The organism is Spongiibacter marinus (assembly GCF_016906995.1).
Classification (GTDB): Bacteria; Pseudomonadota; Gammaproteobacteria; order Pseudomonadales; family Spongiibacteraceae; genus Spongiibacter; species Spongiibacter marinus.
On record NZ_JAFBBD010000010.1, the window covers coordinates 68915 to 84593 of the forward strand.

Here is a 15679-nt window from a genome sequence, read left to right on the forward strand (position 1 = left end):
TTTTACGCCTGGCTTTCTTCTTCGTTGGCAATTTGCTGAAGTTCGCGCAGGTAGCGAAAGAGCTTGCGCGCTGCTGCGGGCGGCTTATTCGCCGTTTTTTCTTTGCCAGCTTGCATGAGTAATTGGCGAAGTCGCTGTCGATCGGCATTGGGGAAACGTTGCAGTGCGGCGTCGACGCCCTTCACGCCAGCGGCCAGCATATCGTCTCGCAAGTCCTCTAGCTCGTGAAAGCGTCGCGCCAATGCTTTTTGCCCTTGCTCCTGTTCAAGCAGGGCGGCTTCAATGCCGCTGGCATCAATGCGGCGCATCAGTTTGCCGATGTACTGCATTTGCCGGCGAAGCCCCTCGCGGCTCTTAATCCGCCGCGCGGTGGCGATGGCTTCCTCAAGGTCGGGGTCGTCGATGGGAACCCGGGCCAGGTCGGCATTGCTTAAGCCCACGAGGCGACTGCCCAGTTTTTGCAGGGCTTCCATTTCGCGCTTCAGTGCGGTTTTACTCGGGCGTTCTTGATCGTCTATATCGGTCACAATAACGGTTGCTCTATCGGCTTGGCTTGAGTGGAACTCAAGCGTAAAAATACGTGGCTAATCCAAGGAAGGACATAAAGCCGACAACATCGGTAACCGTGGTTAACACTACGCCGCCAGCTAACGCGGGGTCGATGTTCAGCGCCTTCATTACCAGCGGCAAAATGGCGCCGGCCAGTGATGCGGTGATCAGGTTAATTACCATGGCGGCGGCGATAATAGCGCCGATTAAGGGGTCGTTAAACCAGTAACTGGCGGCCAGCGCGACAATGAGTGCCCACAGCAGCCCGTTCATGAGTCCTACCAGAACCTCTCGATTGATCAGCCAGCGACTGTTATTGCGGCTGATATGGCCAAGGGCCATCCCGCGAATCACCACGGTTAAGGTTTGTGTGCCGGCGACACCGCCCATGCTCGCGACAATGGGCATGAGTACGGCCAGTGCGACGACTTTTTCAATGGTGCCTTCGAAAAGGTTGATAACACCGGAGGCAATAAAGGCCGTCAACAAATTGATGCCGAGCCAAATGGCGCGGCGCGGCGCGGTGGTCATGACCGATGCAAAGGTGTCTTCGTCTTCATCCAGACCGGCCATACTCATCAGTGAGTGGTCGGACTCTTCGCGGATAACATCGACGACGTCATCGATGGTGATTCGGCCAAGCAGCAATTGATTATCGTCGACCACGGGGGCACTGACCCAGTCCCGCCGCTCGAAGAGGTTGGCAACATCGCGCGCAGGCATGGAGGCCACAATGGGCTCCACCTCGGTGTCCATGATTTCACGAACGGTAACGCTGGGGTCCGAGACCAGCAGTTTCCGCAGCGACAGTGAGCCAATGAACTGGTCATTACGGTTAACGACCAGCAGGCTATCGGTCATTGCGGGAAGCTCTTCGTGCCGCCGCAGGTAACGCAGCGCGACATCCAGGGTGATGTTCGGCCTCACAGTGATGGTGTCGGTGTTCATCAGACCACCGGCACTGTCCTCGTCGTAGGACAGTATGTGCTCAACGCGCACACGGTCTTGATGGTCCATCGACTCCAGCACTTCGCGAATCACGCGGTCCGGAAGTTGCTGGAGTATGTCGGCGATATCGTCGGTTTCGAGGCCCTCGGTGATCGCGGCGACTTCCTCGGCATCCATGTGCCGCAGGAACTGACTCTGCACCTCGTCGCTCAGGTGCTGGAGAATGTCACCCTCATTTTCGGTATCGACAAGTTGCCACAGCACGCCCCGTACTTTTTGCGGTGTCGACTCAATAAGGTGGGCGGCATCGACGGGCGGCAGGCCGTTGAGCATACGCCGAATTTGCAGAAACGCGCCGGAGCCCAGAGCTTCATTCAGTAGCTCTAGGCGGCTTTCAGCTTGGGGCTTTTCTGCGGTTTGGGCCATATAGCTCTCTGCGTTGCGTTCGGCTTTCTGCTGGATAGCAGTCACACAGTGTGGCGAGAATTATCCTTTAATCTTCGCTGGGCAACAATTGCAGACGGGCGAAATCGCGCTGAAATGCGCAGTATTTGATTTATTCGCCTTCGTCAAAGCGGCGTTCGATCAAGTCGACGAGAGCGTCCAGGGCTGCTTGTTCGTCTTCCCCTTCGCAGCGAATGTGCAGTGTCATGCCTTTGCTGGCGGCGAGCATCATTACCGACATGATGCTTTTTCCGTCGACCCATTGCTGCCCCGCCGACACCTGAATGCGAGAGGCAAATGCGGTGCTGGTGGTCACGAATTTGGACGCAGCACGGGCGTGAAGGCCGAGTTTATTGATGATAGGAATTTGGATTTCTTGCATCGCCTTGTCCAGCCCAGGTTAGTGCTGAAGTTCGCGGTGGCGAACTTGCAGGCCAGGACAGGTGTCGCGAAGCGCCTTAGCCAGCTTTTCGGCCATGTATACTGAGCGATGTTGTCCACCCGTGCAACCGATCGCGATGGTGAAGTAGCTGCGACCGGCAGATTCTATCTCAGGCAGCCAGCGCAGCAGGTAAGTGAGTATGTCGCTATACATCTGTTGGACTTGCGGCTGGGCATCGAGGAAGTGCTGAACGGCGTCGTCGCGGCCGCTGAGGCTGCGCAGCGCCTCGTCCCAGTGAGGGTTGGGGAGCATGCGCAGATCGTAGACCTGGTCGGCATCAATGGGTAGGCCGCGCTTAAAGCCGAAGGACTTTAGTTGTAATGCCATGCGGCTAGCGTCGACGCCGAGAACGCGGTCACGTATGGTGGCGCGCAATTGATGCACAGTCATGTCGCTGCTATCGATGGTCAGCGATGCCTCGGCGACAATGGGCTCCAACAGCGCAGACTCTTGCTTTATCGCGTCGCTAAGCGGCTGGGAGTCGGTGCTCAGTGGATGCCGTCGGCGGGTCTCGCTGAAACGCTTAATGAGCTTGTCGTCGCTGGCATCCAAAAAAAGAATACGCAAGCTGGCCAGGCTTCGAACTTGTTTGCACAGTTCTTGGAAGCGGGCGAGCTCCGTTTGTGAGTTTCTCGCATCGATACAGACAGCAACCTGCTGATGAACTTTCAGTGTGCTTTGAGAGAGTTCGGTAACGAGTGCGGGCAGCAGTGACACCGGCAGGTTGTCGATGGCGTAAAAGCCTTCGTCTTCGAGCTGGTGCAGCGCCGTGCTTTTGCCCGAACCTGAGCGGCCGCTGAGAATAATAAGCTTCACGCCTAGCTCGCTACCGCACGTTCATAAAGACTGCTGTCGCTGTCTGCGCTGCGAAGCTGCTGGCGGAAAGCGTCATCGTTGAAGGCGTTGGCCAAGCTTGCCAACACTTTAATGTGTTCGTCGTGTGCTTCGGCAGGAACGATCAACGCAAACACTAAGTCCACGGGTTGGTCGTCTATCGCTTCGAAGTCGATAGGCTCGGCAAGTTTAAGCAGCATGCCGGTAATTTCGGTGCACTGCTGGCTGCGACAGTGGGGAATCGCAACCCCGTGCCCGATACCGGTGCTTCCGAGTCGCTCGCGGGCGAGCAGTTCGTTGAACAGTTCGTCGGCGTTGAATTGCGCATTATCCTCACTGACAAAAATAGAAATTTGTTCCAGTAGGCGTTTCTTGCTGCCCACAGACGTACCGCAGTGGGTACGTCCGGGGCTGAGTATTGAATCAAGGGTCATGTTTACGTTTCCGGAACATCCCCGGGCCTTTAGTGGCCCAGGTTTTTCTCCTTGTGTTTAATAAGCTGGCGATCGAGCTTGTCGGTGAGGCTGTCGATGGCCGCGTACATATCCTCTGATTCACAGGTGGCGAACAGATCGGCGCCAGCCACATGTACGGTGGCTTCAGCTTTTTGAACCAGCTTTTCTACTGACAAGGTAACGTCGGTATTGGTGATATTGTCGAAGTGCCGTTGCAGCTTGGCGAGTTTGTTGTTGACGTAATCGCGAAGTGCCGGGGTAACTTCAACATGGTGACCACTGACGGTTATTTGCATATCTTGCTCCTTCATCGCTGAGAACATCCGGCGCCTCCCGGCGCGTTGTTTGGGCCTTTTGGGGCCTTATTAGACCAGTCTTTTCCGTTCGTTAGAGGGCGGAATGACTAGTGATTCCCTATACTTTGCAATGGTTCGCCGGGCAACTTTGATGCCTTGCTCGGCCAACAGTTGGGTGATTTTGCTGTCGCTTAGCGGTTTCTTGGGATTTTCTGCGGCAATTAATTTTTTGATTAGTGCACGAATAGCCGTGGAGGAGCATTCTCCTCCGGTATCGGTCGAGACGTGGCTGGAGAAAAAATATTTAAGTTCGTAGATGCCTCTCGGGGTATGCATATATTTTTGCGTGGTAACCCGTGAGATCGTCGATTCATGCATGCTCACTGCATCGGCGATATCGTGGAGCACTAGCGGTTTCATCGCTTCGTCGCCGTACTCCAAGAATCCGCGCTGATACTCAACAATCTTGGTGGCGACTTTCATCAGTGTTTCGTTGCGGCTCTGCAGGCTTTTAATGAACCAGCGCGCTTCCTGGAGGTTGTCGCGAATATAGTCTTTGTCGCTGCTGGTGCCGCTGTCTTTGGCGAGCGATGCGTAGTGGCTGTTAATTTGTATTTTCGGGGCAATGTCCGGGTTTAACTCAACCAGCCAGCGGCCTTCTTTTTTGCTGACGAATACGTCTGGTACCACATACTCTGTTTCGTCGTTGCCCACGCAGTCACCAGGAGTGGGGTTCAGCGTTTGAATGAGTGCCAGGGTGTCGCGCAGTTGGTCTTCTTTTAGCCGGCAGCGACGCATGATTTGGTTGTAATCACGGTTGCCGAGCTGCGGCATATGCTGCTCGACAATCTGCAGCGCTTCAGCCAGGTATGGGGTGTCTGGGGAGAGCTGCCGAAGTTGAATTAACAAGCATTCTTGAAGGTCCTGGCCGCCAACACCGGGGGGGTCAAACTGCTGGATGAGGTGAAGGACTGCATTCACTTCTTCTATTTCGATATTGTCGTCGTCGAAGGCGTCCACCAGCTCTTCGGGGCTGACGGTGAGCCGCCCCTTTTCATCGATCGCGTCGATGATGGCATCAGCGACGATGCGGTCAAGTTCGGAGAGCCGGCTGAGGTTGAGTTGCCAGCGCAGGTGGTCCTGGAGCGACTCTGAGCTGCCGTGGCGATAGTCATTGTTGTAATCGTCGTCGGCGCTACCGGCCGCGGAGGAGCTTGGTGCGGAGCTTTGGTAGACGTCTTCCCACTGGCTGTCTACCGGCAAATCTTCGGGGATGTCGCTGCGCTCGGCCCATTCACTGTCGGCGTCGTTGCTGGGTGCCTCCTCAGCAGAGGTCGTTTTGCTGTCAGCCTCATTGGCGTTACTTTCGCTCTGGCTGTTGCTGCTCTGGGGTTCCGGGCTGTCGCTGTCTTCCTCTACTTCCAGCAGGGGGTTGGAGTCCAGTGCCGACTGAATTTCCTGTTGAAGGTCGAGGGTGGAGAGCTGTAATAAACGAATCGCCTGTTGCAGCTGGGGCGTCATGGTCAGCTGCTGACCGACTTTTAGCTGGAGCGATTGTTTCATAGGCAATGACTTCTACTACAACCATACCTGAGGGATTAAATGCCGTTATGTAGCCATAAACGACTATGCTTCAGGGTCAGTGTAGTCCCGCAGCCGCACCGCTGCAATAGGCGTTTAAAGCAATTGCTGTGCCGATTTTTTGATCAAAGGGTAAATGTGTCGCCGAGGTAGATGTCCCGCACGATTTGGTTGTTGAGCACGGCCTCGGCATTGCCCTCAGCAACGATGCGACCTTCGCCAACTATGTAGGCTTTTTCGCAGATATCGAGGGTTTCTCGCACGTTGTGGTCGGTAATTAGGACGCCGATGCCGCGCGCCTGCAGGTGGCGAATAATCTGCTGAATATCGTTCACCGATATGGGGTCTACCCCGGCAAAGGGCTCGTCGAGCAGAATAAAACTGGGCTCGGTGGCCAGTGCTCGTGCAATTTCTACTCTGCGCCGTTCCCCGCCCGAGAGCGCCATACCCGGCGATTGGCGAATATGGGCAATGTGAAATTCTTGTAGCAGTGCATCGAGCTTTTCTTTGCGTTGCTTGCGATTCAGGTCGCTGCGGGTCTCCAATATCGCCATGATGTTGTCAGCGACGCTCAGCTTCCGAAATATGGATGCTTCCTGAGGGAGGTAGCCAACGCCGTGTTTGGCCCGACCTTGGATGGAAAGCGGTGTCAGGTCTTTGTCGTCGAGCTGAATGCGGCCGCGGTCGGCGTTGACGATGCCGACGATCATGTAAAAACAGGTTGTTTTTCCCGCCCCGTTGGGACCCAACAAGCCGACTATTTCACCGCTGTTAATACTCAGGGAGACGTCTTTGATTACCTCTCTGCCTTTGTAGGCTTTAGCGAGGTTGCTGGCTTTCAATACGGGCATGTTAGCGGGGAGTCTCCGGGGTGTCGGGGGTGGTGCTTGGCGCGGGGCTATCGGTATCACTCACGCCCTGCTGAGGCTGTAGGGTCATTTGTACCCTGCCATCGAGTTTGTGGCTGCCGCCATCGGCAATGACCATTTGCTTGCGCCCGCTGTATACAATGCGATCGCCACTGATCTTGGAGCCTTGATGTCGGATGGTGGCATCTTTTTGCAGCAGGATTTCCTCGGCATTTAGGCTGTATTCTATGAGTCGGGCACTGGCGACCACGACGCCTTCCCCGGCGCGGGGTTGTTGCTCAAAATGGGCGGGGCTGCCATGGGCAATAACCTTGGTTACTTTTCTGTCAGCCTCGACAATAATCAGCTTGTCTGCGCGGATAATCAGGCTGCCCTGCGACATATTGACGTTGCCCGTATAAATGCCGCGATTGTTTTCATAGGTGGCTTTATCTGAGCTGAGGTTGATGGCCTGGCGGCGGTCATCAGGCAAACCGTGCACGCTGCTGGCGAGGCAGAGCAGGGCGCTAATAGCGAAGGTGCGTAGATTATTGCGGTTCATAGTGTCCTTTTACCTTCGCGAGCAGCTCGACTTTCTCGTTAACGAGGTCGGCCGTCATGCCCTCCGACTGGGTTTCGCCATTGGGTAGTTGCAGTCGCAGTGGCTGATCCGTCGCAACCAGGCTTTGCTCTAGGTCAATGCTGAGTTGCTCTGTGTGGATTTGCGCTTCGCGAATTAAGTCTTCAACAACAACACTGCCACGCAACTGCAGTTGTTGGCCATTTTGTGACAGTGTGCCGGTAATGGCTTGCGCCGTCCACGGCCGCTGCTCGCCGATATTGCCGATGTAGAAGGGCTGATTGAGCTGAATGCTGCCCGAGGAAATCATGCGTTCGGCACTGTCGGCGCGCCAGCGGTATGCCACATTGCCGTCTTGGCGATATTTCAAGCCTTCGATGCCCTGGAGGTGGGAGTCAACATCGGGGATGGCTTCGAAGCTGTCAGTCAGGCTCAATTTCCCGCTCTCACTAAATTGCGTGAGGTAGATCACGGTGCCCGCGATAGCGGCCAGTACCGATAGGACCGATGCAGCGTTGATATTGAATGACGGCGCAGCCATTTACAGGAACTGCTCAAGTGCGTCGTTGAGCTTGCCTTGAGACATCAAAATAAGCTCGGCGATCTCTCTCACAGCGCCACTGCCCCCCGCGGCACGCGTTTGCCAATCGGCGTGGCGTGCGACGAAGTGGTGACCATTGGCGACGGTAATGCCCAGGCCCGCTGCTCGAATCGCGGCTAAGTCGGGTAAATCGTCACCCACGTAGGCGATTTGATCGTAGCTTAGTTTGAGGTCTTGGCGCAGTTCTTCGAGTGCCGTGCCTTTGTCTTCCCTGCCTTGGTAGATTAACTCGATGCTCAGTTCTCGCGCGCGTCGCAGCAGCAGTTCAGAGGTTCTGCCGGTGATAATTGCGGGGCGGATGCCGGCGTCGCGCAGCAGTTTAATACCGAGCCCGTCAAGGATGCTGAACGCTTTCATTTCCTCGCCGCTATTGCCGAAGTACAGGCTGCCATTGGTCAGTACGCCGTCGACATCCATTGCCAGCAGGGTGACCGTTTTTGCTTTTTCGAGAATGGTTTGCATGGTGTTCCCTGTTTTAGGCGACGCCGGCTTTAAGCAGGTCGTGGGTGTGGATCACGCCGACGGGTTTTGCGTGATCGTCCAGAGCGACCAAGACGGTGATTTTATTATCTTCCATAATGCGCAGTGCTTCTGCGGCCAGTGTGCCGGGCTTGATGCTGCGGCAGTTGGCGGTCATCACGTCGTCTATTTTCGCTTGGTGAATGTCAATACCGCGGTCGATCGCGCGCCGCAAGTCGCCGTCTGTGAAAATACCCGCCAGGCTGCCGTCTTCATTGAGTACCGTGGTCATACCCAGCGCTTTACTGCTCATTTCCAGCAGGGCATCGCTGAGCTTGGAGCCAGTATTGATGTGCGGTATGGCTTCCCCGGTGTGCATAATATTGTCGATCTTCAGCAGCAGGCGTCGACCCAGCGCGCCGCCGGGGTGAGAGAAGGCAAAATCATCGGCGGTGAAACCGCGGGCCTCCAGTAACGCGATGGCGAGCGCATCGCCCATTACAAGTGTTACGGTCGTGCTGGATGTCGGGGCAAGATTCAGTGGGCAGGCCTCTTGTTCTACGCCGACGTCGAGATGGACATCCGCGCTGCTGGCGAGCTCCGAGTTGGGCTTTCCCGTCATGGCGATCACGGGTACGGCCAGTAGCTTAAGCAGCGGGATCAGGGTGACCAGTTCTGCAGTTGATCCCGAGTTTGACAGGGCTATCACCACGTCGCCGGCGGTAATCATCCCCATATCGCCGTGGCTGGCCTCCCCGGGGTGTACAAAAAATGCGGGGGTGCCTGTACTGGCCAGGGTCGCCGCCAGTTTGTTGCCGATGTGGCCCGATTTACCCATGCCGGTGACAACGACTCTGCCCTTGCAGTTTAGAAGAAGTTCGCAGGCGCGATTAAAGCTGTCGTCGATACGCTCGCCGAGCGCGTCGACGGCGTCTCCTTCCATGCGAATAACGCGTTTAGCAGTGTCGAGATAAGAAGATGCCATCGTTGGGAGGAAACCTCGTTATTGCAATAATGCCGTTAAGCGGCGGCTAATTTTCGCTATGATAATTTCCAATGTGAAAAATTAACAGGTTTACCTCGTCGTCGTGCGGGGAGCCAATTCCGTAAACTGCTGTCTTAGCAAGGGTGTAGAGCAGGCTATTCGCGGTAATGCAGGTCGTGGCTTAACTATCGGAGATAAAAAAATGTTCAAACAAATGCTTTTGGCGCTGGGTTTGGTGGTATTTGCGGGCGCCGTGTCGGCGGCTGACGCACAGCGCGGGCCTCATGAAGTGGTGGCGGGTACCACTCAGGAATTGATGAAAGTGATTGAAGAGGCGCGCGAGTACGTTGCTGAAGATCCGCAACGCTTTAACGACGAAGTGCGTCGAATTATGGATGAGGTTGTGGATTTCCAGAGCTTTGCTCGCGGGGTAATGGGCAAATACGGTAGTCGTGCGTATTACCAGAGCTTGCGCACCAAAGAGGAGCGGGAGCAATTTCGCGACAATGTGATTCGCTTTACCAAGAACTTCAAAGACGGTTTGATCAACACCTACGCAAAGGGTCTGCTTGGTTTCAATGGTAACAAAATAGAAGTACTTCCGCTGCCTGCGGATGCGGATTTATCGGGTAGCGTCGGCGTGCGCCAGCACATCTACGGCGAGCGTGCTGAGCCCTATGAAGTTGTTTATACCCTTCGTCGTGGACGCGACGGTAACTGGATGCTGCGCAACGTGATCATAGAGGGGCTGAATTTGGGGTTGATCTACCAAAACCAGTTCACTACCGCAGTGGCGACCTATGATGGCGACATTGATAAAGTGATCGACAACTGGACGGTTGCTCCGAGAGAGGTGATGGAGCAGGCCGCCAAGTGAAGACCTGCGGCGGTCTTCTCGCCAAGACCGCCGCAATTGCGTACAATTCGTCGCCTAATTTTTGTATTTACGGAATACCTTAGGCATGCAAGCAGAACAGATCCTGGCGCGACTCCGCGAACACTTCGCAGATGGTGTTTTTGAAGTGAGTGGGGAAGGTAATCATTACGATGTGCAAGTGATCAGCGATGCCTTTGCCGGTCTTCGCCCGGTGAAGCGTCAGCAGCTGGTATATGCCGCCGTGAACGACTGGATTAAAGACGGTTCTCTCCACGCTATTAATATTAAGGCGCTGACCCCTGCCGAAGCCTGATGGGCAAATAGGTAGTTGGCGGCGCAGGAGCTCTCATGGATAAATTGTTAATCCGCGGCGGTGGTCCGCTCAGCGGAGAGATACGCGTTTCAGGTTCAAAAAATGCGGCCCTGCCGATACTGGCGGCGACTCTGCTATCCAGTGAGCCGATAAGAGTCAGTAACCTGCCCCATCTTCACGATATTACTACCATGATCGCCCTGCTGCGTAGCATGGGTACTGAGTTGTTGGTCGACGAGAAACTCTGTGTTGAAATCAACGGTGCCACAACGAAGCAGACCACCGCGCCCTACGAATTGGTGAAAACCATGCGGGCGTCGATCCTAGTGCTTGGTCCGCTTTTGGCCCATTTTGGGCGCGCCAGAGTGTCTTTCCCCGGCGGCTGTGCGATCGGCAGCCGTCCTGTTGATCAGCATTTGCGTGGCCTGGAGGCCATGGGCGCGCAGATCGAAGTCGATGAAGGCTACATCACCGCAACCTGTCCCAACGGGCGGTTGAAAGGCGCCCATATTTTGTTTGATATGGTCACCGTCGGCGGCACCGAGAATGTTCTTATGGCGGCGTGTTTGGCCGAGGGGCGAACAGTTCTGGAAAATGCGGCGCGAGAGCCAGAGATTATTGACTTGGCGAATTGCTTAATCGCGATGGGAGCCAAGATTTCCGGCCATGGTAGTGCAACCATCACCATTGATGGTGTAGAAAAGTTAGGTGGCTGCAGTTATTCGGTGATGCCAGACCGCATAGAGGCGGGAACCTACTTAGTTGCCGCTGCAGCAACGCGCGGCAATATTAAACTGCGGGATATCGATCCCAACACGCTAGATGCTGTGTTGGTTAAGCTTGAAGAAGCCGGCGCGAAAATTGAGCATGGCGAAGACTGGATTAGCCTGGATATGGAAGGCCGACGTCCCAAGGCCGTGAGTTTCAAGACGGTGCCATACCCGGGATTCCCCACAGATATGCAAGCGCAGTTCACGGCGATGAATGCGGTGGCTGAGGGCGTTGCCAAAGTGAGCGAAACCATCTTTGAAAACCGCTTGATTCAAACCCACGAAATGAATCGTATGGGTGCGAACATTAGCGTCGATGGCAATACCGCGTTGATTACCGGAACTGAACGCCTGAAAGGTGCGCCGGTAATGGCCAGCGACTTGCGCGCGTCGGCGAGTCTGGTGATTGCTGGTTTAGTGGCTGACGGTGAGACACTCGTGGACCGCATCTACCATATTGACCGCGGCTACGAGTGTATTGAAGAAAAGTTTTTGTCGCTCGGCGCCGACATTCGCCGGGTCAGCAGTTAAAAAATATTAGTCTGGCCATTGCCGCAAGTATTGGCGGTAAAGCCTAATTCGGGAGTTGTAAGCGTGGATCAGCCAATTACCATAGCGCTAACGAAGGGGCGTATTCTCAAAGAGACGCTGCCTCTTTTGGCGGAGGCGGGTATAGAACCGCTGGAGGATATTTCCAGTAGCAGAAAGTTGATCTTCGCGACAAATCATCCCCATATTCAATTGATCGTGATCCGAGGTACGGACGTACCCACATACGTAAAGCTTGGCTCGGCTGATATCGGCATTGCCGGTAAAGATATGCTGCTCGAGTTAGGGGCTGAGGACATGTATGAGCCTCTGGATCTGAACATCGCGCGGTGCAAGCTAATGACCGCTGGGCGGGTGGGCGAGCCGCTGCCTCAAGGGCGCGTGCGCGTTGCGACAAAGTTTGTAAACGTTGCCCGCCGCCACTTTGCCGAGCGCGGTATTCAAGTGGAATTGATCAAGCTTTACGGTGCCATGGAGCTGGCGCCGCTGATGGATCTTGCCGATCTAATCGTCGATATCGTTGATACCGGTAATACCTTGCGAGCGAACGGTATGGAGCCCCTGGAACTGATCTCCCCAGTGAGTTCGCGGTTAGTGGTGAACCGGGCGGCAATGAAGCGCAAGCACGCGGTCATTCAGGGCATTATCAATGATTTGGAAAAGGCAGTTAGCGCACGAGCCGCGGAGGCCTGAAAATGAGCAAGGCAGTGATCAACAGAATGAGCCGTAGCGCGCCGGACTTTGATGCCCGGCTCGATGCTTTGCTCGCCTGGGACTCTGTGTCGGATGCGGGCGTGGTGAGTACGGTCGCCGGTGTGCTGGGCGATATACGTGAGCACGGCGACTCGGCGCTGCTAGACTACACGCGCCGTTTCGATAACGTGGAAGCGGCGTCAGTTGCCGAGCTGGAGTTCAGCCAGCAACAGTTGCACGCGGCATTGCAGCGTATTGATGCGCAGCAGCGGCAGGCTCTGGAGCGGGCGGCGGAGCGAATTCGTTTGTACCATGAGCATCAGCGTCAGGAGTCGTGGCAATATCAAGAGGCTGATGGAACGGTGCTTGGCCAGCAAGTGCGGCCTATGGATCGCGTGGGTTTGTATGTGCCGGGTGGCAAGGCAACCTATCCTTCGTCAGTATTAATGAATGCAATTCCAGCCAAAGTGGCTGGGGTGGCTGAGTTGGTTGCCGTGTCCCCCACGCCGAGTGGTCAGGTGAATGATATGGTCTTGGCCGCTGCCGCCATTGCTGGGGTGGATCGGTTGTTTGCGATAGGTGGCGCGCAGGCGATTGCGGCACTTGCCTATGGTACCGAAACCATTCCCAAGGTGGATAAGATCGTCGGGCCTGGCAATATCTATGTCGCCACGGCAAAGCGGCAAGTTTTTGGTAGCGTGGGCTTGGACATGATCGCGGGCCCCTCCGAGATTCTGGTCGTTTGTGATGGCAAAACCGATCCCGATTGGATCGCTATGGATTTGTTCTCGCAGGCCGAACACGACGAAGACGCGCAATCATTATTGATATCGCCCAGCACGGAATATCTGGATCAAGTGGCGGCAAGCATCGACCGACTTTTACCGACAATGGAGCGCGAGGATATGATCCGGCGTTCGCTGAGTGAGCGCGGCGCGCTGATCGCTGTGGCGGATATGTCGGAAGCTATCGAGCTGGTGAATCGCATTGCGCCGGAGCACTTAGAGCTATCCGTTGACGAGCCCGAGCAATATTTGCCGCAGATCCGTCATGCAGGAGCGATCTTTCTCGGCAGGCACACCCCGGAAGCCTTGGGGGATTACTGCGCAGGACCGAATCACGTGCTGCCGACGTCAGGCACAGCGCGTTTTTCATCGCCGCTTGGCGTGTATGACTTCCAAAAACGCTCCTCGGTGATTAACTGCTCTCCCGCCGGCGCTGCTGTGCTCGCTGAAACCGCGTCGGTGTTGGCGCGTGGTGAATCACTGACGGCACACGCGCGAAGTGCCGAGTATCGACTCCGGGATGGGGGTGGCGATGAGTAGGTTTTGGAGCCCTCGCGTCAAAGAGCTTGAGCCATACGTGCCGGGCGAGCAGCCCAAGTTGAGCAAGTTGACGAAGCTCAATACCAACGAGAATCCCTTCCCACCGTCGCCTAAGGCTATCGAGGCAATGCAAGCGGCACTGGGTGATGATTTGCGGTTGTACCCGGACCCAAATGCGGACAGCTTGCGGGCGGCGATTGCTGATTATTATGGCGTTGAAGCCAAGCAGGTGTTCGTGGGGAATGGCTCCGACGAGGTGCTGGCTCATATTTTTAATGGTCTATTCCAACACGGCCGCCCGCTGCTCTTTCCCGATATCAGCTATAGCTTTTACCCCGTGTATTGCCAGCTGTATAACATTCCTTTTGAGCGCATCCCGTTAACGGACGATTTTGCGATAGATGTCAGTGACTACACCGGCATCAATGGTGGCATTATTTTCCCTAACCCCAATGCCCCCACTGGACGCTTGCTGCCCTTGGATGAAATTCGTCGTTTGCTGGCGGTGAACAACGAAACCGTTGTGGTTGTTGATGAGGCGTATATCGACTTTGGTGGCGAGTCGGCGGTCGGCTTGGTGAATGAATATCCCAATTTGCTGGTAACGCAAACCTTCTCCAAGTCGCGCTCCTTGGCGGGCCTGCGAGTAGGTTTGGCGATTGGTTCAGCAGAGCTGATTGACGCTTTGGATAGGATAAAAAACAGCTTCAATTCCTACCCATTGGACCGTTTGGCATTAGCGGGGGCGGAAGCGGCGATTAACGATCGCGAGTACTTTGCGCAGTGCTGTGATGCGGTGATTGCCGAACGTGAGCGCTTGCGCGCTGAGCTCAGCCAGCGGGGGTTTGAGTCGCTGCCCTCTGCGGCAAATTTTTTGTTTACGCGTCACAGGACGCTGGCAGCCGCGGATATTGCCGCGGCCCTGCGAGAGGATGGGGTGATTGTGCGGCACTTCAAGCAGCCGCGTATCGATAATTATCTGCGTATTACCGTGGGCACTGCCGAGCAGCATGCTCAGTTGTTGGCGTCTTTCGACGCTCGCTTTCCCCGCTAGCCGCCCTGTTGCTCAGGGCGCATCGTAACTTTAGTGGTTACCGAGAATGGTTTGTTGCTGCGCAGCAGGCCTAGTCGAACGGTTTCGCCAGGGCGGGTGTCGGTGATGAGTCTCATCCCGGCGTGGCCGTCGCCAACTTTCTCGCCGTTGATCTCCGTTAAAATATCACCCAGTTGAAGACCCGCGGTGGCCGCTGGACCATTCCTGGCCAGGCCTGTGATAACCACGCCATTGGTGCCTGTGCCCAGAGGCTGAACTTCAATCCCCAGCCAGCCGCGTACCGGCCGTCCGTAGCGGATGAGGTCGTTCATCGTGCGCAGCGCAAGGTCGGTGGGTATCGCAAGGCCAATACCTGTGGAGCCGCCACTCTGGGTATAAATCGCCGTGTTAATGCCCAGGAGCTTGCCGTCGCGGTCGATCAATGCACCGCCGGAGTTGCCGGGGTTGATCGCGGCGTCGGTTTGAATAAAATTTTCGAACTGGCTCAAACCCAGTCCATAGCGTCCCGTTGCGCTGATGATCCCCTGGGTTACGGTTTGGCCAAAGCCGTAGGGGTTGCCAATGGCCAGCACAATATTGCCAACCCGCGCCTGCTCTGGCTGCCCGGCTTGGATCGCGGTTAGGTTTTCCAGGTCGATCTTGAGTACCGCCAGATCGGTGTCGGAATCACTGCCGATCACGCTGGCCAGCGCTTGGCGGCCGTCTTGCAGCATCACCAAAATTTCGTCGGCATCTTTAATAACGTGAAAGTTAGTGAGCAGATAGCCGCGCTTGTCGACGATAACCGCCGAGCCAAGGCTGCGCTCCAAGTGTTGCCGTGCCCTGCCACTGCGATTAAAGAAGTGCTTGAACAAGGGGTCGTTGGCGAGAGGGTGGCGCTGCTGTACCACTTTGGTGGTGTAGATGTTAACGACCGCAGGTGCTGCCTTCTCCACGGCTGCTGAGAAATCGCCCGGTGCTGCGCCGCCTGGCTGGTAAGAGAGGATGAAGAGCCCGAGCAGCAATCCGCAGATACTCGGCCAGAAAAGCGTTTTCAGAAAGTGCAGTTTCACCGCAGCGCCTCAATTTTCAGCAGC

Annotated in this window: 19 protein-coding genes; 6 read left to right on the plus strand and 13 right to left on the minus strand. The window is 55.7% G+C overall.

Going from position 1 to position 15679, the window contains the following annotated elements; all coding sequences use genetic code 11:
- Positions 1-2 precede the first annotated feature (2 nt).
- The 12 genes from yjgA to HNR64_RS15200 all read right to left on the minus strand — a co-directional run bounded on the left by yjgA (position 3) and on the right by HNR64_RS15200 (position 9022).
- A complete protein-coding gene (gene yjgA, locus HNR64_RS15145; protein WP_338061863.1) occupies positions 3-527 on the minus strand; it encodes a ribosome biogenesis factor YjgA in 525 nt (174 codons plus the stop codon).
- 37 nt (positions 528-564) lie between these two features.
- Positions 565-1923, minus strand: a complete 1359-nt coding sequence (gene mgtE, locus HNR64_RS15150; RefSeq protein ID WP_027874574.1) for a magnesium transporter — start codon at positions 1921-1923, stop codon at positions 565-567.
- A gap of 130 nt (positions 1924-2053) precedes the next feature.
- Positions 2054-2323 (minus strand): HPr family phosphocarrier protein, encoded by a 270-nt coding sequence (locus HNR64_RS15155; protein WP_027874573.1) that lies wholly within the window; start codon positions 2321-2323, stop codon positions 2054-2056.
- Between the two features lie 18 nt (positions 2324-2341).
- A complete protein-coding gene (gene rapZ, locus HNR64_RS15160; RefSeq protein WP_204997273.1) occupies positions 2342-3199 on the minus strand; it encodes an RNase adapter RapZ in 858 nt (285 codons plus the stop codon).
- A gap of 2 nt (positions 3200-3201) precedes the next feature.
- Complete coding sequence (gene ptsN / locus HNR64_RS15165) at positions 3202-3651, minus strand: PTS IIA-like nitrogen regulatory protein PtsN (RefSeq protein ID WP_204997274.1); 450 nt, start codon at positions 3649-3651, stop codon at positions 3202-3204.
- Between the two features lie 29 nt (positions 3652-3680).
- Positions 3681-3968, minus strand: coding sequence for a ribosome hibernation-promoting factor, HPF/YfiA family (gene hpf, locus HNR64_RS15170; protein ID WP_204997275.1), 288 nt, complete (start codon positions 3966-3968; stop codon positions 3681-3683).
- 69 nt (positions 3969-4037) lie between these two features.
- A complete protein-coding gene (locus tag HNR64_RS15175; RefSeq protein ID WP_204997276.1) occupies positions 4038-5531 on the minus strand; it encodes an RNA polymerase factor sigma-54 in 1494 nt (497 codons plus the stop codon).
- 143 nt (positions 5532-5674) lie between these two features.
- Positions 5675-6400, minus strand: a complete 726-nt coding sequence (gene lptB, locus HNR64_RS15180; RefSeq protein WP_204997277.1) for an LPS export ABC transporter ATP-binding protein — start codon at positions 6398-6400, stop codon at positions 5675-5677.
- A 1-nt stretch (position 6401) separates the two neighbouring features.
- Positions 6402-6959, minus strand: a complete 558-nt coding sequence (gene lptA / locus HNR64_RS15185) for a lipopolysaccharide transport periplasmic protein LptA (RefSeq protein ID WP_204997278.1) — start codon at positions 6957-6959, stop codon at positions 6402-6404.
- The gene (lptC, locus tag HNR64_RS15190) at positions 6946-7518 is read right to left on the minus strand and encodes an LPS export ABC transporter periplasmic protein LptC (RefSeq protein WP_204997279.1); all 573 of its coding nucleotides are present in this window, start codon (positions 7516-7518) and stop codon (positions 6946-6948) included. Before lptC ends, lptA begins: the two co-directional genes overlap by 14 nt.
- Complete coding sequence (locus tag HNR64_RS15195; protein WP_204997280.1) at positions 7519-8040, minus strand: KdsC family phosphatase; 522 nt, start codon at positions 8038-8040, stop codon at positions 7519-7521.
- Positions 8041-8053: 13 nt separating this feature from the next.
- Complete coding sequence (locus HNR64_RS15200; protein WP_204997281.1) at positions 8054-9022, minus strand: KpsF/GutQ family sugar-phosphate isomerase; 969 nt, start codon at positions 9020-9022, stop codon at positions 8054-8056.
- Positions 9023-9224: 202 nt separating this feature from the next.
- Between HNR64_RS15200 and HNR64_RS15205 the strand changes: the two genes are divergently transcribed.
- From HNR64_RS15205 to hisC, 6 genes are all read left to right on the plus strand, one after another.
- Complete coding sequence (locus HNR64_RS15205; RefSeq protein WP_204997282.1) at positions 9225-9899, plus strand: MlaC/ttg2D family ABC transporter substrate-binding protein; 675 nt, start codon at positions 9225-9227, stop codon at positions 9897-9899.
- A gap of 85 nt (positions 9900-9984) precedes the next feature.
- Positions 9985-10212 carry a BolA family protein gene (locus tag HNR64_RS15210; RefSeq protein ID WP_027874562.1) on the plus strand — a complete coding sequence of 76 codons (228 nt, stop codon included), beginning with the start codon at positions 9985-9987 and terminating at the stop codon, positions 10210-10212.
- 35 nt (positions 10213-10247) lie between these two features.
- A complete protein-coding gene (murA, locus tag HNR64_RS15215; protein WP_204997283.1) occupies positions 10248-11513 on the plus strand; it encodes a UDP-N-acetylglucosamine 1-carboxyvinyltransferase in 1266 nt (421 codons plus the stop codon).
- A 63-nt stretch (positions 11514-11576) separates the two neighbouring features.
- Entirely contained in the window at positions 11577-12224 is a 648-nt protein-coding gene (gene hisG / locus HNR64_RS15220) for an ATP phosphoribosyltransferase (protein ID WP_027874560.1), read from the plus strand.
- 2 nt (positions 12225-12226) lie between these two features.
- Complete coding sequence (hisD, locus tag HNR64_RS15225) at positions 12227-13549, plus strand: histidinol dehydrogenase (protein ID WP_204997284.1); 1323 nt, start codon at positions 12227-12229, stop codon at positions 13547-13549.
- Positions 13542-14603, plus strand: coding sequence for a histidinol-phosphate transaminase (gene hisC / locus HNR64_RS15230; RefSeq protein ID WP_204997285.1), 1062 nt, complete (start codon positions 13542-13544; stop codon positions 14601-14603). The genes hisD and hisC overlap by 8 nt, the downstream gene beginning before the upstream one ends.
- On the opposite strand, the gene HNR64_RS15235 is transcribed toward hisC, so the two are convergent.
- Positions 14600-15655 carry a trypsin-like peptidase domain-containing protein gene (locus HNR64_RS15235; RefSeq protein WP_286693855.1) on the minus strand — a complete coding sequence of 352 codons (1056 nt, stop codon included), beginning with the start codon at positions 15653-15655 and terminating at the stop codon, positions 14600-14602. The genes hisC and HNR64_RS15235 overlap by 4 nt on opposite strands.
- Between the last annotated feature and the right edge of the window lie 24 nt (positions 15656-15679).